This is a genomic window from Candidatus Clostridium helianthi (genome assembly GCF_045310795.1).
Lineage (GTDB): Bacteria > Bacillota > Clostridia > Clostridiales > Clostridiaceae > Clostridium > Clostridium helianthi.
In genome coordinates this window covers 176581-201139 of the sequence record NZ_JBJIAB010000007.1, presented here as the reverse complement: position 1 = coordinate 201139, position 24559 = coordinate 176581, and the positions used below count along the sequence as shown (strand labels likewise).

20 protein-coding genes are annotated in these 24559 nt (G+C 28.4%); 1 reads left to right on the top strand and 19 read right to left on the bottom strand.

Features of this window, described 5'->3' with window-relative positions:
• Positions 1-155: 155 nt before the first annotated feature.
• The gene (gene asd / locus ACJDTP_RS08365; protein WP_406760916.1) at positions 156-1241 is read right to left on the bottom strand and encodes an aspartate-semialdehyde dehydrogenase; all 1086 of its coding nucleotides are present in this window, start codon (positions 1239-1241) and stop codon (positions 156-158) included.
• A 121-nt stretch (positions 1242-1362) separates the two neighbouring features.
• On the opposite strand from asd, the gene ACJDTP_RS08360 reads away from it, so the two are divergent.
• The gene (locus tag ACJDTP_RS08360; protein ID WP_406760915.1) at positions 1363-2259 is read left to right on the top strand and encodes a LysR family transcriptional regulator; all 897 of its coding nucleotides are present in this window, start codon (positions 1363-1365) and stop codon (positions 2257-2259) included.
• A 75-nt stretch (positions 2260-2334) separates the two neighbouring features.
• Here ACJDTP_RS08360 and ACJDTP_RS08355 read toward each other — a convergent pair whose 3' ends face one another.
• The 18 genes from ACJDTP_RS08355 to ACJDTP_RS08270 form a co-directional block, all read right to left on the bottom strand.
• Positions 2335-3234: an RluA family pseudouridine synthase gene (locus ACJDTP_RS08355; RefSeq protein ID WP_077842081.1), complete on the bottom strand. Its 900-nt coding sequence runs from the start codon at positions 3232-3234 to the stop codon at positions 2335-2337.
• Positions 3235-3433: 199 nt separating this feature from the next.
• On the bottom strand, positions 3434-4726 hold the full coding sequence (locus ACJDTP_RS08350) for an LCP family protein (RefSeq protein WP_168981090.1): 1293 nt from the start codon (positions 4724-4726) through the stop codon (positions 3434-3436).
• 99 nt (positions 4727-4825) lie between these two features.
• A complete protein-coding gene (gene yqeK / locus ACJDTP_RS08345; RefSeq protein ID WP_406760914.1) occupies positions 4826-5404 on the bottom strand; it encodes a bis(5'-nucleosyl)-tetraphosphatase (symmetrical) YqeK in 579 nt (192 codons plus the stop codon).
• A gap of 85 nt (positions 5405-5489) precedes the next feature.
• Positions 5490-6104 carry a nicotinate-nucleotide adenylyltransferase gene (gene nadD / locus ACJDTP_RS08340; protein WP_168981089.1) on the bottom strand — a complete coding sequence of 205 codons (615 nt, stop codon included), beginning with the start codon at positions 6102-6104 and terminating at the stop codon, positions 5490-5492.
• Between the two features lie 162 nt (positions 6105-6266).
• Positions 6267-6569 (bottom strand): ribosome assembly RNA-binding protein YhbY, encoded by a 303-nt coding sequence (gene yhbY / locus ACJDTP_RS08335; RefSeq protein ID WP_011967861.1) that lies wholly within the window; start codon positions 6567-6569, stop codon positions 6267-6269.
• Positions 6570-6718: 149 nt separating this feature from the next.
• Positions 6719-8011: a GTPase ObgE gene (obgE, locus tag ACJDTP_RS08330; RefSeq protein WP_077839060.1), complete on the bottom strand. Its 1293-nt coding sequence runs from the start codon at positions 8009-8011 to the stop codon at positions 6719-6721.
• Between the two features lie 301 nt (positions 8012-8312).
• Positions 8313-8612: a 50S ribosomal protein L27 gene (gene rpmA, locus ACJDTP_RS08325; protein ID WP_011967859.1), complete on the bottom strand. Its 300-nt coding sequence runs from the start codon at positions 8610-8612 to the stop codon at positions 8313-8315.
• 4 nt (positions 8613-8616) lie between these two features.
• The gene (locus ACJDTP_RS08320) at positions 8617-9003 is read right to left on the bottom strand and encodes a ribosomal-processing cysteine protease Prp (protein ID WP_077839061.1); all 387 of its coding nucleotides are present in this window, start codon (positions 9001-9003) and stop codon (positions 8617-8619) included.
• 7 nt (positions 9004-9010) lie between these two features.
• Positions 9011-9322, bottom strand: coding sequence for a 50S ribosomal protein L21 (gene rplU / locus ACJDTP_RS08315; protein WP_026886251.1), 312 nt, complete (start codon positions 9320-9322; stop codon positions 9011-9013).
• A gap of 175 nt (positions 9323-9497) precedes the next feature.
• Positions 9498-10946 carry an Rne/Rng family ribonuclease gene (locus ACJDTP_RS08310; RefSeq protein WP_077842077.1) on the bottom strand — a complete coding sequence of 483 codons (1449 nt, stop codon included), beginning with the start codon at positions 10944-10946 and terminating at the stop codon, positions 9498-9500.
• 190 nt (positions 10947-11136) lie between these two features.
• Positions 11137-11838, bottom strand: a complete 702-nt coding sequence (locus ACJDTP_RS08305) for a TIGR03936 family radical SAM-associated protein (protein ID WP_161223118.1) — start codon at positions 11836-11838, stop codon at positions 11137-11139.
• Positions 11822-13678: a TIGR03960 family B12-binding radical SAM protein gene (locus ACJDTP_RS08300; protein ID WP_406760913.1), complete on the bottom strand. Its 1857-nt coding sequence runs from the start codon at positions 13676-13678 to the stop codon at positions 11822-11824. The genes ACJDTP_RS08305 and ACJDTP_RS08300 overlap by 17 nt, the downstream gene beginning before the upstream one ends.
• Positions 13679-13938: 260 nt before the next feature.
• Positions 13939-18174 carry a DUF445 family protein gene (locus ACJDTP_RS08295; RefSeq protein WP_406760912.1) on the bottom strand — a complete coding sequence of 1412 codons (4236 nt, stop codon included), beginning with the start codon at positions 18172-18174 and terminating at the stop codon, positions 13939-13941.
• A gap of 166 nt (positions 18175-18340) precedes the next feature.
• Positions 18341-20431, bottom strand: a complete 2091-nt coding sequence (locus tag ACJDTP_RS08290) for an S-layer homology domain-containing protein (protein ID WP_406760911.1) — start codon at positions 20429-20431, stop codon at positions 18341-18343.
• 252 nt (positions 20432-20683) lie between these two features.
• A complete protein-coding gene (locus ACJDTP_RS08285) occupies positions 20684-21283 on the bottom strand; it encodes a zinc dependent phospholipase C family protein (protein WP_173714577.1) in 600 nt (199 codons plus the stop codon).
• A 197-nt stretch (positions 21284-21480) separates the two neighbouring features.
• Positions 21481-22338, bottom strand: coding sequence for a M50 family metallopeptidase (locus ACJDTP_RS08280; RefSeq protein WP_011967850.1), 858 nt, complete (start codon positions 22336-22338; stop codon positions 21481-21483).
• A 119-nt stretch (positions 22339-22457) separates the two neighbouring features.
• Entirely contained in the window at positions 22458-22934 is a 477-nt protein-coding gene (locus tag ACJDTP_RS08275) for a hypothetical protein (protein ID WP_105411884.1), read from the bottom strand.
• Between the two features lie 417 nt (positions 22935-23351).
• Complete coding sequence (locus ACJDTP_RS08270) at positions 23352-24482, bottom strand: FtsW/RodA/SpoVE family cell cycle protein (protein WP_161223122.1); 1131 nt, start codon at positions 24480-24482, stop codon at positions 23352-23354.
• Between the last annotated feature and the right edge of the window lie 77 nt (positions 24483-24559).

The following is a 24559-nucleotide window of genomic DNA, read 5'->3' as shown; positions in this document are numbered from 1 at the left end:
TCTTACTCATTTGTATTCACTCCTAACTCTATAATCTTATTATAAATAGAAAAACCCTATAGGGTAGACTTTTTTTATAGTGTCTACTCTATAGGGTACATTTTAAACAGATGACTTCCTTTATTTTTATTTAAATATATATTAATTATAAAAATTTATTTTGCATTTAAATATCCGCAAGCTTTCAAATATTCAGCTGAAAGAACTCCACCACCTGCTGCACCTCTTAATGTATTATGAGAAAGGCACACAAATTTGTAATCAAATATCTTATCTTCTCGTAATCTTCCCATGGATATTCCCATTCCATTTTCATAATCTCTATCTAAATTAGTTTGAGGTCTATTATTTTCTGTGAAGTATTTCAAAAATTTCTTTGGCGCACTTGGAAGACCTAGAACTATTTCTGGAACCTTGAAGTTTTCCCATCTACTAATTATCTCCTCTTTTGAAGGTTTGTTCTTAAAACTAACATAAACTGCTGCCAAATGTCCATTTGCTACAGGTACTCTTATACATTGAGTTGTAATAATCGGATCATTAGCATTTATAATTTTACCTGATTCTATTTGTCCCCATATTTTTAGTGGTTCATTCTCACTTTTCTCTTCTTCACCATCAATAAATGGTATCACATTATCAATAATTTCAGGACATTCATTAAAAGTTTTACCTGCTCCGGAAATGGCTTGATAAGTGCATGCCAGAATATTTTGCGGCTTGTATTCCATAAGGGCACTTATTGGGGGAACATAACTTTGAATTGAGCAATTAGGTTTTACTGCTATAAATCCTCTTTTAGTTCCTAAACGTTTCTTTTGGCTTTCAATAATCTGTGCATGTACTCCATTTATCTCTGGAATTAACATCGGTACATCATCCACGTTTCTATTCGCTGAATTATTTGAAATAACTGGTGTTTCATGTTTCGCATAATCTTCTTCAAGTAACTTAGTTTGTTCCTTATTTAGAGAAATTGCACAAAATACAAAATCCACCATACCAGAGATTTCCTCAACTTTAAATGCATCCTTAACTACCATATCCCTATATTTTTCAGGTAATGGTGTTGTCATCTTCCATCTATTAGCTATTGCCTCTTTATAAGTTACTCCTGCTGAATTTTTACTTGCAGCTAGCACTGTAACTTCAAACCAAGGATGATTTTCCAATAAACATAAAAATCTTTGTCCAACCATTCCTGTAGCACCTATTATACCAACCTTCAACTTGTCTCCCATTAAAACCACCTCTTAAAATTAATTTTGCTTATCTATTATAATTATGATATCATTTATGCATATATTAGTAAAATTGATAATTTCTATTAACATAATCAATTTTTTTGATGGAGATGATTATATGGACTTTAAACAACTTAATGCTTTCTTAACGATAAGCAGACTTCAAAGTTTTACTAAAGCGGCTGATAGCCTGGGCTATGCTCAATCTAGTATAACAACTCAAATTAAACTTTTGGAAAGTGAGCTTGGTGTAAAACTTTTTGAAAGAATAGGTAAAAATATAACTTTAACACATGAAGGAAAGAGACTTTTACCATATGCAAAACAAATATTAAAGCTATCAAGTGATGTAAAAAATGCTGTACTTAATACTGACGTTCCAAGTGGTACATTAACAATTGGTGCTGCTGAATCTTTATGTGTATTAAGACTTCCTGAAATCCTCAAAGAATACAAAAAGCTATATCCTGAAGTGGACATCTCTTTAAAATTTGGAAATTGTGCTGAATTTAAATATTTCTTAAATGATAATATTATTGATGTAGCATTTTCATTAGGTGTAAAAATTAATTCAGAAGAATTTATATCAGAAATCGAAATTCCAGAGCCAATGTTGCTTTTAGCCTATCCTGGCCATCCCCTTATAAATAAAAGAGAAGTATTTCCAAAAGACATAGAGTCAGAACCACTTATATTAACAGAAATGGGATGTAGCTACAGAGCCACTTTGGAAAATATATTAAACAGTTGCAATATAAAGCCAAATGTAGCCATAGAAACAGGAAGCGTTCAAGCTATTAAACAATTTACAATGAGTGGTCTTGGAATAACCTTACTTCCAAAGGTTGCTGTTGATGATGAAATAAATAGTGGTAAACTTGTTCCTCTAAATTGGGAAGGCCCTGACTTTGGAATAATATCTCAAGTACTTTATCACAAAAACAAATGGATCTCTCCTGCTCTAAAAGAATTCTTAAATTTATCAAGAAGTTTTATGGAATCATACTTACAATAGAATAATGTAAAAAGCTCAAGCAACCTATTAAATTAGATGCTTGAGCTTTTTACATTATTACTTATCATATTAAATTTATTTCAATTTACTAATTAATTCTTTCATATCATCTGGAAGTTCAGCTCTTAATGAAAGTATTTCACCACTCCTTGGAGATTTAAAATCTAATCCAAATGCATGAAGAGCCTGCCTCTTTATTAAATCTTCTTCATCCCCATCTCCATATAATGTATCACCGTAAATAGGATGACCTAAATGACTTAAATGCACTCTAATTTGGTGGGTCCTTCCAGTTTCAAGTTTGCATTCTACTAAACTTGATTCATTGTATTCTTCAACGACTTTATAGTGAGTTATACTCCTTTGACCTCTCTCATCGATAACTCTCCTAATGCCATTTTCAATTCCTTCAGGTTTATATATTGGTAGATCAATTGTCCCTTGTTTTTCTTTCATAATTCCATGAACTAATGCTAAATATTTTTTTTCCACCTTATTTTCACTCATTTCTTTAGATAGCATTCCATGAGAAAACTGATTTTTAGCAATTATAATAAGACCTGATGTATTCATATCTAATCTAGAAACTAATCTAACTATACAATTTTGGCCGCTCTCCATAAAATAATTGATTACTCCATTTGCAAGAGTCCCACTTTGATAACTTTTAGTTGGATGCACCACCATAAAAGGTTTCTTGTTGACTACTAAAATATCTTCATCTTCATAAACTATATCTATATCCATTTTTTCTGGAGCTATATCCTGACTTTCATCTTTTTCCAAATCAATCTTTATAATTTCTCCCTCATTTAGAACTCTATTCATTTTTACAACTTCATCATTAACAAATATTCTTTTACCAAGAGATGCACTTCTAATTAATCTTGTTGATAAGCCAAGTTCCACTTTCAAATATTCTCTTATTTTAGTGCCCTTCTCTATGTTAACAACCTGTTTTTCTAAAATACTCATATAATTTATCTTCTCCTCATATAGTATAATTTAGGAATATGTCAAATTGATGATGCACAATAACGATAATACTCATTCTAATATCTTTGTATTTTTACTAACCATACATATCTATTAAGTTTATATGCATCACTATACTAGAAACCGGAACATAATATGTTACTTATTTCGTTGAGCCACCACAAAACTCTAATTCACTTTACTTACCGAAGGTTTCAAAATCCTTACCTAAAATTATAATCACATCGTAATCTTTATATTCTTTCTTGTTCTCTTTTTCATCATTTTCTTTTATATTTAAATCCTGTTTAATAGTCTTTAATTTATCGGCATCATTACTAAGTATTTCACTTTTATCACTAAGTTCAGTATTGCCAGTATCAACTTTTGTATACCCAGCATCACTTAATTCCTTTGCCACTTTTGCCGCCAATCCATTAATCTTTGTAGCATTTAAAACCTTAATTCTTATATCATCTTTTGCTGCTCCTTCTGCTGATTTATTAGATGCAGAAGATGAAGTAAGTGATGATAATATATCTTTATTTTCATTTTTATCAACTATTAAAAATGACTCTCCATTTATAGTTTTCGGCGTTCCACTTACAGTTGCCATTGTTACATTTTCCTTTTTTATACCAATAAATTTAAACCCATATCCTAAAATATCAGTTGGTGACAGATTTGTTTCCACATTATCTCCTAATGCTGTAATTATTTTAGGTGCTCTAAATATTACAAAAGGGCTTGTACACTTTTCAATAACCTTAGAAATAAATTTTTGTTGATTTTCTATTCTATCTAAATCTCCATTAGCAAGTCCACTTCCATCATTATTTTTTCTCCACCTAAAAAATTCTTCTGCTTTTTTACCATCTAGAGTTACAGTTTCACCGGCTTTAAAATTTATATGAAGATTTTGACCTTCATCATCATAAATCATATTTCTATCGATCTTCATTTCAATTCCTCCGATAGCATCAATGATTTCACGAAAAGCATTGTAATCAACTTTAACTATATAATTTATATTTATATTCAGTAGATTTTCAACTTCTGATTTTATCTTCGGATATCCACCAATTGCATAAGCTGAATTTATTTTAACATTTCTATCATTTATATTTATTAGTGTATCTCTTGGAATAGACACAATACGAATACTTTTGGTTTGAGGATTATAATTAGCTACAATTATTGTATCTGTTCTCTTTATTGATTGATTATTTACCTGCTTTGGATCTCCTATATCCATACCAAGTAACAAGATATTTACTGGCTGATTAAATGATACACTTGCACCACTTGGCATTGACTTGCTCTCAACCTTCATTAAAGCATAAACTCCAGATACCATTGATACTATAACAAAAGTTATTATAAGAGATATAATACCTAAAACTAACTTTTCAAATACTGTTGTAGAATCATTACCCTTTTTAAAAATTTTTAAGAATGCTGTATCTCTCTTTTTATTAGTTTTCCTTCTCATGCACCCACCTCTTATAAATTTTCTTTACTTAATATAATATACATTAAGTAACCTCTCTAATCTCATTAAATAAATCGAAATTTCTATTTATATCAATACTTATAATTTAAATTCAGGATTAAATAGAAAATAATTTCGTGCCTTTATAGTATTCTCATCAATTAATAAGTTTCTAGCCAATAATACTTTTATGCTACTAGTTAAACCAAAATAGACTCCTTTATCCAATTTCTCAAATGTAGCTCTTCTTATCTCATCAACCCCATCAAAATTTCTTCCAGGTTCTATCATATCTGCTATATAAATAATTTTTGTTAAAGTGGACATATCCTCTTTACCTGTAGTATGCCATCTTATGGCATCCAGTATTTCATCATCATCAATTCCAAGTCTGTCTTTAGCCTCTATTGGCGCAACAATACTGTGCCATAAATTCATATTCTTTTCTTCTATCTCAGATATAATAACATTATTTTCTTTGATCATTTCTCTCATTTTATCTATAGATAAATTTTTAGCAACATCATGTGCAAGACCTGCAATTTCAGCCTTCTTTTCTGAAACTCCATTTAGTTTTGCTAACCTCTTTGCTGTGTCTGCAACCCCTAAAGTATGCATATAACGCTTTTCTAATAAATTAGATTTAAGATACAAATTCATTTCTTCTATGGATAACAAGATAACTTCCTCCTAAAATTAAATATATTTCTAAATGAATAAACTTATATTTCTATAAATCCCAGAGCCTTAGCTTTATGAAATTCTATCTATATAGCCTATTTTTATAGATAATATCTGAAACTCCCTCTGGCACAAAAAAATCTATTCTCTTATTTTCATGTACTCTATTTCTTATATCAGTTGATGATATTTCAAGCTCTTTCAAATCTAAAACAATTATTTTTCCATTATATTTTTCTTCTATAATATGTTTCCTATTTATCATATCACTTTTGTTTATTCCTCCTCTTGAGAATACTACAAGAGTTGCTAATGAAAAGATTTTTTCTACTTCCTTCCACTTTTCCATACTGAACAAACAATCTGCTCCAGTTATAAAAAACAATTCATTATCTTTATCCCTAGCACTAATCTTATTTTTAAAATACTCTAATGTTTCATGAGTAAAACTAAGTCCACCCTTCTCTATTTCATAATCTGATACAGAAAACTCGCTAAAGTGCTCTATTGCTACTTTAACCATGCTATACCTTAATCCAGGATCTGTAATTATATTATTGACCTTAAGCGGCTGTATTCCTGCCGGCATAAAGATAACTTCATCTAAGCTTAATTTTTCTTTAGCTTCATAGGCTATATATAAATGCGCATTATGAATAGGATCAAAAGTACCACCTATTATACCAAAGCGTTTCATAAGATTTCCTCCAAAAGTAATATACTTATTATAATCATATTAAAAATTCCTTTTTTATTATATCATGAAGTAAACTTAAATATTATTTTTAATATCTTAATTTTTATAAAAAAAGAAGCTTCTATAAAAGCAGCTTCTCTATTAATTATTTCCTATATATAATTATTTATTAGGCAATTCAATTTTTCTCTTTTTTAAATTACTAGATTGCTTATATAAAACTATCTTATTACCTATTGCTTGAATTCCTTCACATTTTACAGCTTTACATATCATATCAGAAGTTTCTCTTGTTTCTAATCCACTGTTCTCTAAAACTTTTATTTTAATTAATTCTCGAGCTTCTAATGCTTGTGAAACTTGTATTAAAAAGTTTTCCTCAACACCATTTTTACCTATTTGAAATATTGGTGAAATATCATTAGCTAATCCTCTTAAATAAGCTCTTTGTTTTCCTGTTAACATATTATTTATTCCTCCTAAAATTTTTCAACATATTTGTTGCATTAATTATCCCTGGGGGTCTTTTTTTAACTTATAACTTAAATTTCACAGCACTCAATTATAAGCAGAACATTTTTATATAGCAATATATAATATTAAATTTGAATTAATTAAAGTATATATTCAAATTCAAAATCATTTAATCTAACCATATCACCGTCTTTTACACCCATTTCTCTAAGCTCATCAAAAATACCTTTATTTCTAAGAACCTTATGGAAGTATCTTAAGGAATCTGCATCATTTACATTTACTGCACTTAGTAATCTATCTACAAATGTACCTTCAACTATATAAACATCATATCCCTCTTCTTTATTATGTTCAACAGTAATATCATAAGTAAATCTCTTTTCTTCTGGTATATACATTTCATCTTCTGAGATTTCTAATTCTTTAACTGGAATATCCTTAAGTATTCTTGCTGCTTCTTTCATTACAGCATCAACACCTTCATTAGTAGCTGCTGACATCTTAAATACTTTGTCAAATCCCATTTCTTGAACTTTCTTCTTAAAATCTTCAAATATACTTTCATCATAAAGCATATCAGCTTTATTAGCCACAACAATTTGAGGTCTATCCCAAAGCTTTACAGAATACTTTTTCAATTCCTCATTGATTTTAACGAAATCTTCAAAAGCATCTCTTCCTTCAACACCAGATATATCAACTATATGAATTAAAAGTCTAGTTCTCTCAATATGTCTTAGAAATTGTATTCCAAGCCCAACACCTTCTGCTGCTCCTTCAATTATTCCTGGAATATCAGCCATTACAAAAGGATCAATTCCATCAACAGCAACAACTCCTAAATTAGGTTTCAATGTAGTAAAATGATAATTTGCAATCTTCGGTTTTGCTTTTGTTGTCATTGATAACAATGTTGATTTACCTACATTAGGGAATCCTAATAATCCAACGTCAGCAAGCAACTTTAATTCTAGAACTATATTTAACTCGTCTCCTGGCATTCCTGGCTCTGCATAATGAGGTGCTTGTTTAGTAGCAGTAGCAAATTTAACATTTCCCTTTCCACCTTTTCCACCTCTTAATAATACTAATTCTTGACCCTTATGAGAAAGATCTGCAATTATCTTATTAGTTTCTGCTTCTCTTATAATAGTTCCCATAGGTACCTTTATATATAAATTTTCACCATCTTTACCATAGCATTTTGAACCGCCGCCATTTTCACCGGATTCTGCAATAAACTTTTTCTTGTATTTAAAGTCTAATAACGTTGTTATTCCAGTTTCAACTTGAAAAATGATGCTGCCACCTTTTCCTCCATCTCCACCATCTGGTCCACCTAGAGGTACATACTTTTCTCTTCTAAATGAAATAGCACCATTACCACCGTTACCAGATTTAACGAAAACCTTCGCCGTATCTATAAACATAAAAATCACCTTTCCTTGTTTGTTTTACTTTATCTTCTTAATATAAAATTTTTTAGTTCTATTATTACTTATTCTTCCCTAAAAAATATCGCTTTATTATATAATATTGGATTTAATGTCTAATCTCAATATATATTATCATAAAAATATTAAGGCATATCAAAGAAAATAACATATAAAATGCTAGTCTATTTCTCTGATATCTGTCACTCTAGACATCGGCACCTTCTTAACTCATTATTTTCTTTCATATGCCTTAAAAAAGCACTCTTAAACTAAGAGTGCTTTATTTCTAAAATAATTATTCAGCTATTGCTTCAACGTCTACTGGGTAAACACTTGCTCTTTTCTTATCTCTACCAAGTCTTTCGAATTTAACAACTCCATCAACTTTAGCAAATAAAGTATCGTCCTTACCTTTTCCAACATTTTCACCTGGATGAATTTTAGTTCCTCTTTGTCTTACAAGAATGTTTCCAGCAAGAACAAATTGTCCGTCAGCAGATTTAACTCCTAATCTTTTTGATTCAGAGTCTCTACCATTCTTAGAACTACCAACCCCTTTTTTATGAGCGAATAATTGAAGGTTCATAATTAGCATGTGACTACACCTCCTCTTTTATTAAAGTTATATATTCTCTACGTTTCTTTTCCCCTACTAATTGATCAAATCCTAAAATTACACTTTCCAAGCTTTTTTCAAAAGTTTTTAATAAAACTTGAGCTTGATTTAGTTCTTCTAGATTAAAATCTTGAAGGTCTAATTTCAAGTATCCATCTTGTATTTCGTATGTTGAATTAAGTTCTAAAACTTCATCCAAACCAATAATTACACTTTGAGATAAAACTGAAACCGAATTACATATCATATCAAATGCTTCTCCTACTAAAGCAGGCTCATTTGAAAAGTCTCTGTCATTACCTATAGCGTGACCATTTATTACGAATCCAACAATATTATCATTATGTTGTTTGATTTTTACTTTAACCATAATTTTATTATGCTTCGATCTTTTCGATTACTAGCTTAGTGTAAGGTTGTCTGTGTCCATTCTTTCTTCTATAGTCTTTTTTAGACTTATACTTGAAAACTATAACCTTCTTTGCCTTACCTTGTGCTGCAACCTTAGCTACAACTTTAGCTCCTTCAACTACTGGTGCACCAACTTTGATACCTTCCTCAGTTCCTACAGCTAAAACTTCGTTTAATTCAACTGTTGAATCAACATCAGCGTTAAGTTTTTCAACGTATATTACGTCTCCTTCTTGAACTCTGTATTGTTTTCCTCCTGTTGCTAATACTGCGTACATTAAAACACCTCCTCATAACGGTCTCGCCACTTTTGGTACAAAGATTCAACTTTGTTTTACATAAAACCTTACGTGCGCGGTCTACAAAAGCCAGTTTATCATATTTCTAGTACTTTGTAAAGCATAATCTATAATTTATCCATATAAACATAATTTAGCATGATTATTAACTAATTTAATACTTTTCTATAACTGTAACTTTATAATCTTTTAAATTATCTTTTTGCCCTTGAAATATCAGTGGTTCAATTTTATATCCTTCTATATTATCTACATAATTTAGATATATTTCTTTATCTAATCCATCTATTTCTTTCATAAACTCAAAAATATTTTCTCTTATTCTATCTTTATAAACACTATCTATTTGTATATGAAAACAATTTATGGAACTTTCCTCCTGCATCCTTACTATATCATTTTTTATTAATCCTTCAATATAAGATAACTTTAGGATTATTCCTCTTCCTTTGCATAAGTTGCATTCTTCTTCCATATATTCATATATACTTTTTCCTTGCCTCTTTCTAGCTATTTGAACTAAATCTAGCTGAGTAAATGGGAATATTTTTACATTACCTTTATCCAACTTCAGACTTTCCTTAAGTGCATCCATTACAATATCTCTTTGACTTTTATCTCTCATATCAATAAAATCTATTACTATAATTCCACTTAAGTTTCTAAGCCTAATCTGTTTTCCTATTTCTTTAGCTGCTTCTAAATTAGTTTCCAGAATTGTTTTATTGAAGCTCTTCTCCTTTATGTTTTTTCCACTATTAACATCAATAACATACATTGCTTCAGTTCTATCAATTACTATGTATCCTCCACATTGTAAGTTAACTTTATTGTGCCTTAATTTTAATAGTTCTTTCTCTATTCCATAAAAATCAAAAAGCTTTCTATATCCTTCATACTTTTCTATCTTTAAGTTTTCTTGTCCTTTCGCAAAGCCTGATACTTTATCAAAATCAATGTCATTATCAACATAAATTTTTATAATTTCTTCTCCAGAAAAATTCATCAAAAGCTTAGTTAATGTTAAATCTTCACCATAAAGCTTTTTTACTCCTAATGAATGCTTCATTTTTTTATCTATGTTTTGAAATTCATTATAAAGCTTAGAAATCTCATTTTTAAGAATGCTTATATCTACATTTGCACCTTCTGTCCTTACTGTTATGCAAACATCTTTTAGAGGTTCAATATTCCCCAATATATTCTGTTTCTTCTCTTCATCTTCTATTCTCTTAGAAAATTCTATTCCTTTTTCATAACAATTTAAGACAATATATTTCCCGGGAATTGACACCTTTGCAGTTAATTTGGCGCCTTTATCATTAAGAGGCTCTTTTAAAACTTCTACTAGTATATCGTCTCCCTTTTTTATTCCTTTTGCCTTTAATTCATCACTATAATATAGGTAACCTTCTTTATCTAAACCCAAATCAACAAACACTGAGTTGATAGCCGGAATTATATTTTTAATTCTTCCCTTATAAATTTCTCCTATTATCGGTTCATTCTTGCTCTCTTCAACAATGCTTTCTATTAATTCATTATTAGATTTAATAGCTACTCTTAAAATTCTTTCTCTTCTCTCAACAAAAATCTCTTTCATTCTATAACACATCCTAGTCAATGCACAATGCACAGTTCACAATGCACAATTAGTGGGCAATTTCCTCTGGAAATTTAATTATCATATAACTTGATACCTTAGTATTTTTCATTTATTATAATTTTTAAAATCTCTCAAGAGATTTATTCCTCAATTGTGTATTGCGCATTGTAAATTGTGAATTATATATTTACACACATTTATATAATGGCACAAGTTTATTATTCTTGTAGAAATACATTTCTTCTCTTTTCGTATTAACAAACGAATCCAAAATCGCATTTGAAGTTTTTCCCTGGATATAGCTAACAAGTAAATCTGCGCTTAAATGTTCCCTACTTCCTGTACTTATAACTACATTAAGAATTAAGAACTCATCTTTAATCCAGAAACTAAATTCCTTAATCAAAGGTCGTATATTTACTTCTCTTTCACCTTTTTTACTTTTCTTTACTGTATTCCATTCATTAATTTCTAAAAGCTTGTTAATTTCTTCTTCTAAATTTGAAACATCAGAATACTTAATTTTTATAGTATATCTTGCTGCATCAATTAATGCCATAGCTTGTGGAACTTTCTTTTCTCCTTCTTTATAAGGAATTGCAAGTGCACTTATATATCTTATTCCACTTGGTGCCGTATCATTTAATTTATCCACAATTTCATTTTCATCCATCTCAGTTGTTAACACCATATCCATATATTCACCGCTTGAATACACTCCTACTGATAAAGGCTGTGCTATTGATGTATTCATATGTGGGTTAAATCCTTGAGAGTATTCTATTGGTAGCCCCGCTCTTCTAATGTTTTTTTGAATAGTTTTAAGTACATCTAAATGAGATATAAACTTAATATTTTCCTCTTTAGTAAATTTAGTTAAGTATCGCACCTTCAAAACACTCCCCATCTTTAAAGTTCACATTAATTCCACATCCTGTACATCCTTCTCTACAGTTTTGTGTTAACTCTGCTCTTTTAGCTTTTTCATTTTCTATTTCTAAATATTTTCTATTTACTCCAATATCAATGAAATCCCATGGTAATACTTCATCATAGCTTCTTTCTCTATATGCATAGAAATCTACATCTAAATTACACTCTTCTATAGCTTCCATCCATACGTCAAATTTAAAGTGTTGATCCCAACCGTCGAATCTAGCACCCTTTTCAAAAGCTTTAATTAAAACATCACATAATCTTCTATCCCCTCTTGCAAAAACAGATTCCATTACAGATGTCTTTTGCTCATGATAGTTATAAACTATACATTTTGATTTAATTGAAGATTTAACAGCTTTGATTTTTTCAGTAACCTCATCAAACTTCGCCATTGGTGACCATTGGAATGGAGTAAATGGTTTTGGTATAAGTATTGATGTACTTACTGTAAGTCTTAAACCTTTATTATTATTTATCTTATTAGGCACTTGTTTATATCTATATACTATTTTTTCTGCTAATTCCCCAATTCCTCTGCAATCTTCAAGCTCTTCATATGGAAGTCCGACCATAAAATAAAGCTTTAAAGTTTTCCACCCAGCTGCAAATGCACTTGTAGCTGCATCTAAAATTTTATCTTCAGTAAGACCCTTGTTGATTATGTCCCTCATTCTTTGAGAACCTGCTTCTGGTGCAAAAGTTAATCCTGTCTTTCTTACCTTTTGAATATCCTTAAGCAAATCTACTGAAAAAGCATCAACTCTTATAGACGGAAGTGCTATACCAACTCTGTCATCTTCATGCTCATTAACTAAATCTGTAATTAATCCTTTTATATCAGAATAATCGCAGGTACTTAATGATGAAAGAGAAATTTCTTCGTATCCCGTACTTTTAACTAATTTTCTTGCTAAATCCTTTAAATCTTCCCTTGTCTTTTCTCTAACTGGTCTATAGAGCATGCCTGCCTGACAGAATCTACATCCATTTGTACATCCTCTGAATAACTCTAGAACTATTCTATCGTGAACAATTTCTGAATAAGGAACTATTATATCTGTAGGAAAATCTACCTTAGTATAATTATTTATAATTCTTTTTGTAATAGTCTTTGGTACATCATCATATTTAGGTTTAAATTCTTTAATTGTATTGTCTTCATTGTAAATAACATCATATAATGATGGTACATAAATACCTTGTATTTTAGATATTTCTCTTAAGAATTCTTTCTTCTTTCCTTTTCCTTTATACTTCTTATAAACATCTAAAACATCATTCATCATTTCTTCGCCTTCACCAATTTCAAAGAAATCAATAATGTCATATAAAGGCTCTGGGTTATATGCGCAAGGTCCACCAGCCATAACTATTGGCTCATCTTCTCCTCTTTCTGATGCTCTTATAGTAATACCAGACATATTAAGCATATTTAAAATATTTGTATAACTCATCTCATATTGAAGTGTGAATCCTAAAATATCAAACTCCTTTAGAGAATCTTTTGTCTCTAATGTAAATAATGGAATATTATTTTTTCTAAGCTGCTCTTCCATATCAGGCCATGGTGCAAATGATCTTTCACAATATGTATCACTTCTTTGATTTATAGTATGGTAAAGTATTCTGCTTCCTAAATGTGACATTCCTACTTCATAAACATCCGGAAAGCAAAATGCAAATCTTATGTCAACTTCTTTTGGATCTTTAACAATCTCATTTAATTCTCCACCAGTATATCTACTTGGTTTTTCAACTTTAAATAAGATATCATCTGAAATTTTATTCATTAATAAATTTCCTCCTTAAAACACACCATCATATGTGCAATTTTCCATAAATGCTTGCCTTTAAATTTTTGTCAAATTTAAAGAATTTAAAACCTTTAGTATTTCAAATACTAAATAATCTCACTTTTTGCTTATGCATAAATAAAAGAAGTATAAACTCTAATTGCTATACTTCTTATTTGCTATCCCTATTCTAACATAATTAATTCTGATTGGGAATATTCTTATTGTTTCCAACACTATATACAATTTATTTTATTCTACATTTCCTTCAAAGCCTTTGAATTTTTATCATTGTATTTCTTGCTATATCTCCAATCAATTATCCATAATACAAATGATAATCCGGCATTTATACCAAATACAAATCCAAACACTCCATAAAGGCGAAGCTTATTGAAAAAGTCTCCTGCAAAGGAATTGAACATTACATCAATTTCCTTTGGATTGAGCAGCTCAATTTGCTTATTGCTTATATTCTTTAGATTTATTTCCCTTAATATTGGCACAATATAATCACCAACTGAATTTAAACCTGTTTCAATAGTTTTACTTATAAGATAATCCTTAGATCTATCTGATATAAAGTAAAAGTTGTTATTAATTGCATTTTGAACTATAGCATCAATTGCAATCATAATTTTTTGGTTAAATTCTGCATTAGCGAAAATATATTTAATAACCCTATCAAGATCATTGCTTAGAGTACTTGCATCAATAATTTGTTCTATCTTTAATTCCGATAATGTATTTTCATAGAAATTTTCCATAAACATAGATATCGATTTTTTTGATTCTTCACTCTCAACAATTATACTTAAAATATTATTTATACAATTTTCAATTTCATAGCTATCAATTCCTTTTAATAATACAGAATTAAATTCAATGTTAAATAAATTTTTCACCATATTTTCATTAAAGAACTTTTCTATTGTTATAGATAATTTATCTTTATTGATATTTATGCTTCTATATATATCTTCTTTTATGATATTGACTTCATCAAAAAACTTCTTATAAATCGAATCCAAAGTGCTTAATTCAAATAATTCAAGATATTCTGAAATTGAAGCCACAGCTAATGAATCTAAAATCAGATCACTTGCGCTATAGATATAACTCTTTAAATTAGCATTCTCACCAAATTGCTCAAATAAATCATCTATTATTATTTGAGTGTTAAATTCTTCACCCTTTATATTTAATTCACTCACTCTAATAGGGTATATATTTTCATTTAATACAGCTTTCGTAGTATTAATAAGTTTATCGTTCTCTTCTCTTAGCATTAAAGGAAGTTTTTTATTTAGTATAATATCAACAACTCTATATGCTATGTCATCTCCACCAAAAGTTGCATAGGCTATCTTCTCAAAGAAATTAAGTTCACTCTTAATAGTTTCTTGTACATTTTCAGTTATAATATTCTGATTGTTTTTTAAGTAGGCTATTAACTTATTTGAAAAATAATATGTTATATGATTCAGGCTATTATCAATCATGTTCTTGACCTTACCATTAAACATTGATCCTATATCATTATTTTCATCTAAGCCATTACACAAATATTTACTTGTCATATTTTCTAAGTATATTTTAAAGTCATTAGAAAAATATTCATATACATATTTCCCTATGCTAATTTTTGCTTTTTCTATAGAATCTTTACCTATAACCTCTTTACACGATTGTTTTATAGCTGCAGAATAACCATCTTTGTATTCTTTTGTAATTAACTCTAAAAAATCTACCTTTTCAATAATACTAAGATTATCTTGTATAAACTTATTGCCTTCCTCTTGAATATAATTTGGTATTTTAATAAGTATATCTTCTGAAATAACATCACCAATTTTGTAATTTGAAGATATTTTATTTTCTATAAACTTCGTTAAAGAACTTTTACTATTACTAATACTACTTATTATTTTAAGTACTCCATTCTGAATGTAACTTTCCTTAATAAAATCATTAAATTTGCTTTCTTTTAATCTGTTAGTAATTCCTTCGGATAAATCTAAACTACTACTACAATACTTTAAAATTATTTTATAAATATACTTTACAAAATCATTCTTTTTACTTCTAGAAAAGTTAACTAAAATTTGATAATTATTATTTTTAACTAAAGTAGTTAGTACTGAAGACATATTATCTTTATGAGAATTGAAACTTTTATTAATTTCCTCTTTGTTTAATAATTCTTCATCAATTAGTTTCGCCATTCCAATTGCGAACTCATTTTTATGTGCCGGTATATATCCCAATGCAAACTTCTTAAAAAATGGTATTTTAGATATAATTTTATTTTCTTTGTATGGATGGAAAATCATCCACAAGGCTACAACATTTGTTATGTATCCTATAAATGCCATAACTCCAAGCGACAACAATCCATTAAACATATTACTTGGAAATCCGTAGAGCCCAATAGAATCTGGAAATATTAATTGATATATTATACCAACTACAGTACCTAAAACAGCGCCAAAAACAGAAAGTGGTTTAAGTTGACTTCCCATAAAATCTTGAACTATATCGCATATTTCATCCTCATCATATTTACTTAAACTATTTTTTGCGATTTTTTTGATATTTCCATTTAATAGACTTGGAAGCTTAGATATTAATGCTGGGTAACCTTTATTTATAAGAATATTTGATAATTGACCCTTATTAAATCCTTTATTAACTAATTCCTTAATCTGATAATTCTTATATTTATCCACAGTTTCTCTATAAATCGATACTGAATTATCCACAATATATTCCAATATGTTCACATTATAGTTTGATAATATATCTCCTATTTTAAGTTTTTTAACATTTGATAATATAATATCTTCTAATCTCTCGCTATTTGTATCTTTGTTCTTTCTGAGCAAATTATTGGCCCATATTGAAAATTTATTAGATAAACTAAGTACACTTTTATCTTTAAATAATTCTGATAATTTTTTGTGGAATATTTCATCACTCTTTGAATTTATGAATTGTGCAATCAAAGTATTTATGTTTTTACATAATCTCGTTTTATTTTTAAAAATACTTTCATATAACATTGGCTTAAGCTTTGTATTGAATAATTTTAACAAATCCAACTTAGCAATCTCATTTACTTTCTTTGAAAATTGAGATTTTATTAGTATCCTCAACGTATTCTTTCCATGAGCTGCAAATACTTTAGTAATAATTTCAGCAATCTCATCAGATGTAAATAAATTGTATTTCTCCAATGCTTCTACTATGTTTTTAACTTTTGTGTCCTTCAAGTAATCTATAATAGAAGTTACTATTTTATCACTTGATTCATCATTAAGATTGTTATTAATATAGCTCATAATTTTATTAACGATATTATTTTTAGATGAAACATCTCCCATAAGTGCGTTTCTAACCTTTGAGATTATAAGTTTCTTTATGCTTTCATCTATATCTTGTATCGCTTCATCAATTGCGGATTCAATCATTTCATCCAAAGACGATTTATTACTTGAAATCCACTCCAAGATATAAGGCATGACCTTAGGAATAACTATTTTTATAAAATTCGTGAGTGATTTTTCTATCTCTTTAGGAAGTATTTCATAAAGAGTAAAATCAATATTTTTCGAAATCAAAACAATCTCATTTGTAATTTTTAATATTAAATCCTTCCCTTCAGAAGAGTTAATAAATTCAGTAATTTTAATGAATAATTTTGAAATAACTTCTTCTTGCTGAGTTTCCGTAATAAAATAATTAATATTCCGACTTCCAATAGATTCTTGTAATTTGACAAGCGTTGCATCTAAATTTATATTTGAAATCATATTGTCCAAAAACATCTTGCATGACTTTTCATCTGATAAGATATCATTATTAAATATGTTTTCAACACATTCTACAATATTATCAGTTAATTTTTTCTGGACTTCTTTAGAAAAAATATCAGCTAAAGTAATATTGGAATTTTCCTTGTATAAATTAGAGATAAATCCATTTACCGCATCAGTCTTTTCAAGTTCGCAAATCAGTAGCTCATAGCCTGAATTTATAACTTTTGATATCTGTTTTTCACTTAATATATCTTGTAGATCAACATTACGCATAAGACCATCTATTAATTCTGGTAAAAGTATATTTAGATTATTTCTTATAAACTCTTCACTTTTAAGTATGCTCTCAGAGAAACCATCTATTTCAGCTATTTTAGTATTTCCTAAACTACTGCTTAATTGTTTCTCAAAAAAAGTTTGAGCCATTTGTTTAATATATGTATCTATATTTATATTAGGCATTTCAGACCTTAATGTATCCGCATTTATTATATCTCTTTCTACTAATTCGCTAATCTCTTCAATAAATTTCTCCTTCTTCTTCTTAATTACCCCTCCTAGCTTTAAAGGTGTATATTCTTTAAAAAGCATATCAACTGCATATTTATTTGTGATATATCCAGCTACTCCACCTGAAAATCCCTGAAATGCTAGTAAAAAAATAAATGTTAACATCAGCTATTCTCTCCTTATGTAATATCAATTCTAAACAATAACTTTTTCACATATAAAATATGTTGTTTACATCATATTATACTAATTTATTGACTTTATTTCCACATCTCGGCCTGCAACAACAAAAAGTGCTAATCCTCATAAAAAGATTAGCACTTTTATTAAATTATTTTCCATTGTTCTTTATCAAGTTATATACAATTACAGCTGCTTCTGCATTGCTTATATTATGCGAACCATTAAAATTTCCATTTGTATCCCCTTTAATGATATTAAGAGCATAGCACATTGATGCATATCCTTTATATGAGTCTTCTATATTATCTTTAAAAGGACTATTAAATATTTCAGAATGTCCAGCTAGTTTCTCATAGCCTAAGTATCTTATAATAAACTTTGCTGCATCATTATATGATACTACTGAATTTGGAGCTTTTTCTTCATCTTTAATTACTCCATTTTGAATTAACATATCATAAAACTCATCATCGCTATAGTTATTTTTTACTGGCGAATATATATATTTAAAGAAATTTATTTGAGTAATATTCATATTAGGATTAAATTTTTCCCCATCTATATAATACCCATTATCTAAAAGTTCTTTTACTGTCTTTTCGCACCAATGCCCATTTATATCCGTATATTCTGGTAATTTATTTTCTCTATATGCTTTTCCACTATAATCTATCCTTATGCCATTTATAGGATCAATAATATAACTATCATTCTTGTTTATAAAGTCATACACTATTCCAACTTTATTTGCATCTAACATTGTATATTGTAATGAGAATCCTGCTAAATCTTTAATTTTATTAAATGCAGCTTCCTTACTTATAATATTGCTAATGTCAGGAAAAGAGGCATTATCATACCAGTTATTATCATAACCAATGATTTTACCTGTATTCTTATCTACTTCAACATTTAAGTAATTTCCAGAAAACTCTATTCCATTCACTTGACGTACATAATTAAACATAAAAGTATTTTCTTCTATTGGTCTATCAGTAATCTTTAAAATTGGATTATTTATATCCTTAAACTTTGTTTGTGTAAACTTATTAGGTGCTACTTTTTTCAAAAAGTTTTCTACTGTGTTTTGCGCATCTGCCTTAGAAGTATTACCACTTGTTCCAAGTTTATTATAATTATAAGAATGTAACGATATTACTTCTCCAGATTTTGCATTCACTCTTCCATATACACCGTCAAAAGAAATATTCCATGAATATTCATCATCAAGATAGTTTTTATTTAATGATGCATCACTAACTTTCATATCAGCCGTTATTAAATCAGATGTTTCTCTAAGTATACTTTCTGCCTTTTCTTTACTTATAAGATTTGCAACATTCTGAATCGCATCAATCTCTTCTTGTGTCAACTCTTGATTTGCTTTATCCAAATTATTTGCAGAAGCATTTACTAATGAATGATCCTTATTTCTACCATCTAGTTTATTATCACTTGAATATGATACTACTTGTCCAGTTTTAGCATCAATAAATTCACTTATATTACTTGGAGCATATCCTGCAAATATATTCATTTTCTTCTTCTCATAATCATAATAAGAATAATATTTTAAATCTATACCTATTTTATCTATATATGCTTTTTCTGCAGTAACAGAATCAATTATTCCACTTAAATTAGGATATTCAGCTCCCTTTACTTCTAAATTGTCATTGCTAAATGATGTCACTTTCCCACTGTATTTATTTACACCAACATTTATATAAATATAGTTAACCGGAATTTCATTTACAAACTTTTGATAAGTAAAGTTATACTCATCCCCTTGAAAAGAAGCTGAATCATTTTTTACTAACTTTATTTCCCCAATATATTCTGGAATTACATTTTTCAAAAAATCTTCTGCTGAAACTTGGGCCTGATCTTTCGTAATATTTGCTAAACCGTCTTTGCTATCCTTGCTATCCCCATCATAATTACTATATTGATATAAGAATCCATCTTCACCTATTGATGCAGATATTGATCCTTTCTTATCTTCTTTTTCTCCCCAATTTAAATCCCAAATCCTAACTTTAGTCCCCCTTACTTCACGTTCGCTTGAATTATGTGTGAACTCTGTATAATCATCTGGAACTGTTATAATTTTCTTTGCTGATATGATAGCTTGCTCTAAGTTTTTGCTATCTTCATCCGCAGCAAATACCGGAATAGAAATAGTAGACAATATTAAACATAATGTTAATATCCCGCTTATAATACCTTTCTTTTTCATAAATATCCTCCAATCTTTAATAATGAGTTATTTTTTATACTATCTAAATATAATACGATTCTTCATATGAAAATTTTGCATTAAATTATAATTTTTTCACAAATTTTTATACAGTTACTTTTAAATACCTATGTTAAAGCAATAAATTCATATTCTAAATTTTAGTAATTCATAAAAAACTCTGAAATTTCCTATATAAAAAATGGAGTTAATAATTAATTTTAATTATTAACTCCACACTACTAACTATTATCATACTATGCATCTATTAATATTTTCTTCTACTTTATGTTCATCTATATTTTGTTTTATCTTTAATATAGATGACGAAACTACTCTCACTAAAATATTACTAAAAAAAATATCTCGCCTTTTATCTCCTAAATTTCTAATATAAATACTGTGCATATCTTCAATATAATCTACTATATCATTCATAGACTTTAATTCTATTCTGGATTCCTCTGTGCATTCATTCCACACTTCAGATAGCTTTTTCCACCATAAAATTCTTTGAGTTTGCTCATATAATTCATGCCTAATAATATTTCCTTCAAAAGCTTTATCATGTGGAAAAGTAAAAAAATCACATAGGTAATGACTCAATATTCCTAGCTTAATTGAAATATCCTTATTTCTTTTAATTTTGCCATAAATTATTTCATCAATAATTCCTATAACCTTCTCCCAATCCTCACTTTTACTATGCATAGTCATTCTATATTTGAGCTTTAAATCAGGTAACACATTTCCATAAATAAAAAAGTTACTATCAATAATGTTTGAGTAGCCTCTCTCAATTAATTCCTTGCTAAGAAAATAACCTATTTTCCCATGAAGTAAAGTATCCATATTAACGCTCCTACCCTTTTTAATCGCATTTAGAGAGTAATAAATAAGTAATTGTCTGAATCACAATACAAAAGTGCATTTTCACACATAAAAGATACATTTTTATTATGGTACTAGTTATTACTCTTCATCACATGCTTCAATTATAAAAAAAGTAAGTTAAATCACCATTACGTTTCTGTTATTTTTTAATGAGCTTAATTATTTTTCTTTTTTAATTGTACATACTCTTCTAGTGTTATATTTCCATAATCCTTTAATGCTTTTATAAGCTCATCTTCATGTATTATACTAATGAGTTCCATGTCATCATTAAGAATATAAAAACTGTTAAATTTGTTTTTATCAACTAAAGATAAAACATTAACCAAACCTTTTTTATAATACACAGAAATTGATTTATTCTCTATATAGTTATGCTTTTTTAACTTTCTTATTTTCTTGATCATATCTCCCATTATTATATACATAGTTTTTTCTTTTTCTATAAATGTTGCATATGTGATTAATATGACTGCAAGAAATAAACTTATATTAACTTTATGTAATATCATTATTATAATAAATATTAAAAATAATGTTCCTGAAATAATAAAGCTAAAGATTTCCGTAATTTTTTTTGATCTTTTATATAATAGCTTCTTTGATAATAGTATTTCACAAACCCTTGAACCATCAAGGGGATAAGCAGGCAATAAATTGAATGCTCCTAAAAAGAAATTAACTTTTATACTATCTTCAATAATTTGATACTTAAAATATCCATATAAATAGCACATAACCACGGCCATAAAAATATTAAAAAATGGTCCAGCTAAATATAAAATCATTTTTTTTCTTTCAGTTAACTCATCGATGTCACTTAATTCGACTTTAGCACCAAATATGCTAATATTAACATTATTAAATTTGCACCCAAATTTACTTGCAACTATCATATGTGCAAATTCATGCAATATTACCCATAGAAAACTAATAACAATGTAGCCTTCATAATCTCCAAGCCACATTAATATCGACAGTTCTAAAATCAATACCATATACCATTTCTTCATTTCTAACCCCTATAATATTGCTATATCAAAATAATTTGCAATGCACAAGTAAAAAATGGAACTTAATCAAATATTAAAATATATTTTATATTGATAATAATATGTTATTTCCTATAAATTTAATTGTTCATATTACTGTTGTTTCTTATATATTCCATAAAATTAAAAGTCCTTGACTTTAAATTTTCAATTTTCAAATCATCTACAGTAAAATTTCCAATCTTTAAATCCTTACCTTTTATATTTCCTATCTGCATTGTACTAAAGGTATCTATATATTCGTTATAATTAAAATTTCGGTTTAATGCTTGTTTACATTTAATGTGCATTTCTTGTACTTGTGCGTAAGGGGTATACTTCAATCCAACAAAAAATAGCAATAAAAGTGTAGCTCCGGTTAGTTCCTTAGTTATTCTCTTAATCAAAACATTTATCATCTTATCGTTACTTTTCATATTACTCCCATATCTTGAACCAATGATAGCATTATTAGACTTCTTACCTGAAGTCAAATGGTTCCTTTTATCCTTTCTTCCTTTCGTTGTATTATTAATGTTCTTATAGTAATCCTCATAAGCTGATCTATAGCTGCCCATGATACACTCCTTTCAAATTCATTCACATTAAAGTATATTTAGTACTTCATAAAATTATGAGAACAAAATTGTTGCAGAATCTTTGTATTTGCTACATTCCGCAATATTTAGATATCATTTGGGTTGCTTAATTGAAAAAATACACTATCTAGAATTTTTATGTCACTAATACCTACTCTTCGAAAATTATCTATCTTATAACATATACTCCTTAAAAATTAAAATAAGATTAATAATTCTATACTGTACTCAAAATTCTTATTTGCAATTTCTAATGTACTGATAAAATTATTAATCCTATTATTTTATAAATAATTTTGGTATATTCACTATAATTATTTTTTTACATTTCACTCCTAATTGAGCGCTCAACTTATTGAAATTGTTGTATAAATTTATTATAGCAACATGCCTATTCTAAAAGTGTATCTTTTTTCTTCTCATTCCTACATTTATTACTAGTGCTATTGAAATTACTGTTGTAAGCAATGAACTTCCTCCATAGCTAACAAGTGGCAGGGTTATTCCTGTAATTGGTAGTAATCCTATTGTCATCCCTATATTCTGTAATATAGCAAATAGAAAATATGACACTATTCCAACACATATAACTGAGCCAAATATATCTTTAGATGTTCGCGCTACTGAAATCATCTTATATATAAGAAATCCGTAAAGCATTAACAAAACAATTGCACCTACAAAGCCCCATTGATCTGCTATTGCAGCAAAAATAAAGTCCGTCTGAACTTCTGGTACATTTTGTGCAGCATATGTTGTAATCCCATCTTGAGCCAGTGACGGACTACTTCCAAGTAATCCACCTGAACCAATTGCAATCAATGACTGATTTAAATGATACGTACTTGCATCATCGATGCTTGGATTCAAAAATGCTGTAAATCTTGCTTTTTGATATGTTTCTATGAGTCCTGAATTCCACACAATCACTATTCCAAGTACTAAGCATGCTAATCCTCCAGCAATAATTCTCGTATCAAATCCCATTGTATAAAAAATTCCTAAAACTATAAAGAAACATACCATACTCATTCCCATATCAGGTTGGATTACAATAAATATTACTGGTACTATGCAATAAAATGCTAGTGTGAGAAAATTCTTAACATCATTTATTTTTCCGTCCATCTCATCTAGCTTCTTACCCAGCATAAGTATAATTACAAACTTTGCAAATTCTGACGGCTGAAGGTTACCTACGCCTAAACGGATCCATCCTCTAGCACCATTAACTACTATACCAATCCCAGGAACCCTAGTTAATATGAGAAGAACTACAACTCCCCAATATAATACAGGTACATAGTTAAATATTATCTTATAGTCTACTGCCACAAAAATATATAACGCTACAAGTGATATTGCAAACCAACTCAGCTGTTGCTTTACAAAACTCAATCCAAATTGTCCTTTTGTGCATAGATATATATTAAATGTTCCGTATAAAATTAAAAGAATTAAAGAAATTAATATGGTCTTATCAATTTCTTTAATTAATTTCATATCTAATTTTAATAGTCTAAACAATATCTCACCTCCTAGTTATATTAATCTTATATAACTCAATCAATCTTAATTATACATTATTATTACCGCATTCTCCA

Bases quoted from the DNA above. Each gene is read 5' to 3' on its own strand.
- asd (WP_406760916.1), bottom strand. From the start codon at position 1,241: ATGGGAGACAAGTTGAAGGTTGGTATAATAGGTGCTACAGGAATGGTT.
- ACJDTP_RS08360 (WP_406760915.1), top strand. From the start codon at position 1,363: ATGGACTTTAAACAACTTAATGCTTTCTTAACGATAAGCAGACTTCAA.
- ACJDTP_RS08355 (WP_077842081.1), bottom strand. From the start codon at position 3,234: ATGAGTATTTTAGAAAAACAGGTTGTTAACATAGAGAAGGGCACTAAA.
- ACJDTP_RS08350 (WP_168981090.1), bottom strand. From the start codon at position 4,726: ATGAGAAGGAAAACTAATAAAAAGAGAGATACAGCATTCTTAAAAATT.
- nadD (WP_168981089.1), bottom strand. From the start codon at position 6,104: ATGAAACGCTTTGGTATAATAGGTGGTACTTTTGATCCTATTCATAAT.
- yhbY (WP_011967861.1), bottom strand. From the start codon at position 6,569: ATGTTAACAGGAAAACAAAGAGCTTATTTAAGAGGATTAGCTAATGAT.
- obgE (WP_077839060.1), bottom strand. From the start codon at position 8,011: ATGTTTATAGATACGGCGAAGGTTTTCGTTAAATCTGGTAACGGTGGT.
- rpmA (WP_011967859.1), bottom strand. From the start codon at position 8,612: ATGCTAATTATGAACCTTCAATTATTCGCTCATAAAAAAGGGGTTGGT.
- ACJDTP_RS08320 (WP_077839061.1), bottom strand. From the start codon at position 9,003: ATGGTTAAAGTAAAAATCAAACAACATAATGATAATATTGTTGGATTC.
- rplU (WP_026886251.1), bottom strand. From the start codon at position 9,322: ATGTACGCAGTATTAGCAACAGGAGGAAAACAATACAGAGTTCAAGAA.
- ACJDTP_RS08310 (WP_077842077.1), bottom strand. From the start codon at position 10,946: ATGAAAGAGATTTTTGTTGAGAGAAGAGAAAGAATTTTAAGAGTAGCT.
- ACJDTP_RS08300 (WP_406760913.1), bottom strand. From the start codon at position 13,678: ATGAATAAAATTTCAGATGATATCTTATTTAAAGTTGAAAAACCAAGT.
- ACJDTP_RS08295 (WP_406760912.1), bottom strand. From the start codon at position 18,174: ATGTTAACATTTATTTTTTTACTAGCATTTCAGGGATTTTCAGGTGGA.
- ACJDTP_RS08290 (WP_406760911.1), bottom strand. From the start codon at position 20,431: ATGAAAAAGAAAGGTATTATAAGCGGGATATTAACATTATGTTTAATA.
- ACJDTP_RS08285 (WP_173714577.1), bottom strand. From the start codon at position 21,283: ATGGATACTTTACTTCATGGGAAAATAGGTTATTTTCTTAGCAAGGAA.
- ACJDTP_RS08280 (WP_011967850.1), bottom strand. From the start codon at position 22,338: ATGAAGAAATGGTATATGGTATTGATTTTAGAACTGTCGATATTAATG.
- ACJDTP_RS08275 (WP_105411884.1), bottom strand. From the start codon at position 22,934: ATGGGCAGCTATAGATCAGCTTATGAGGATTACTATAAGAACATTAAT.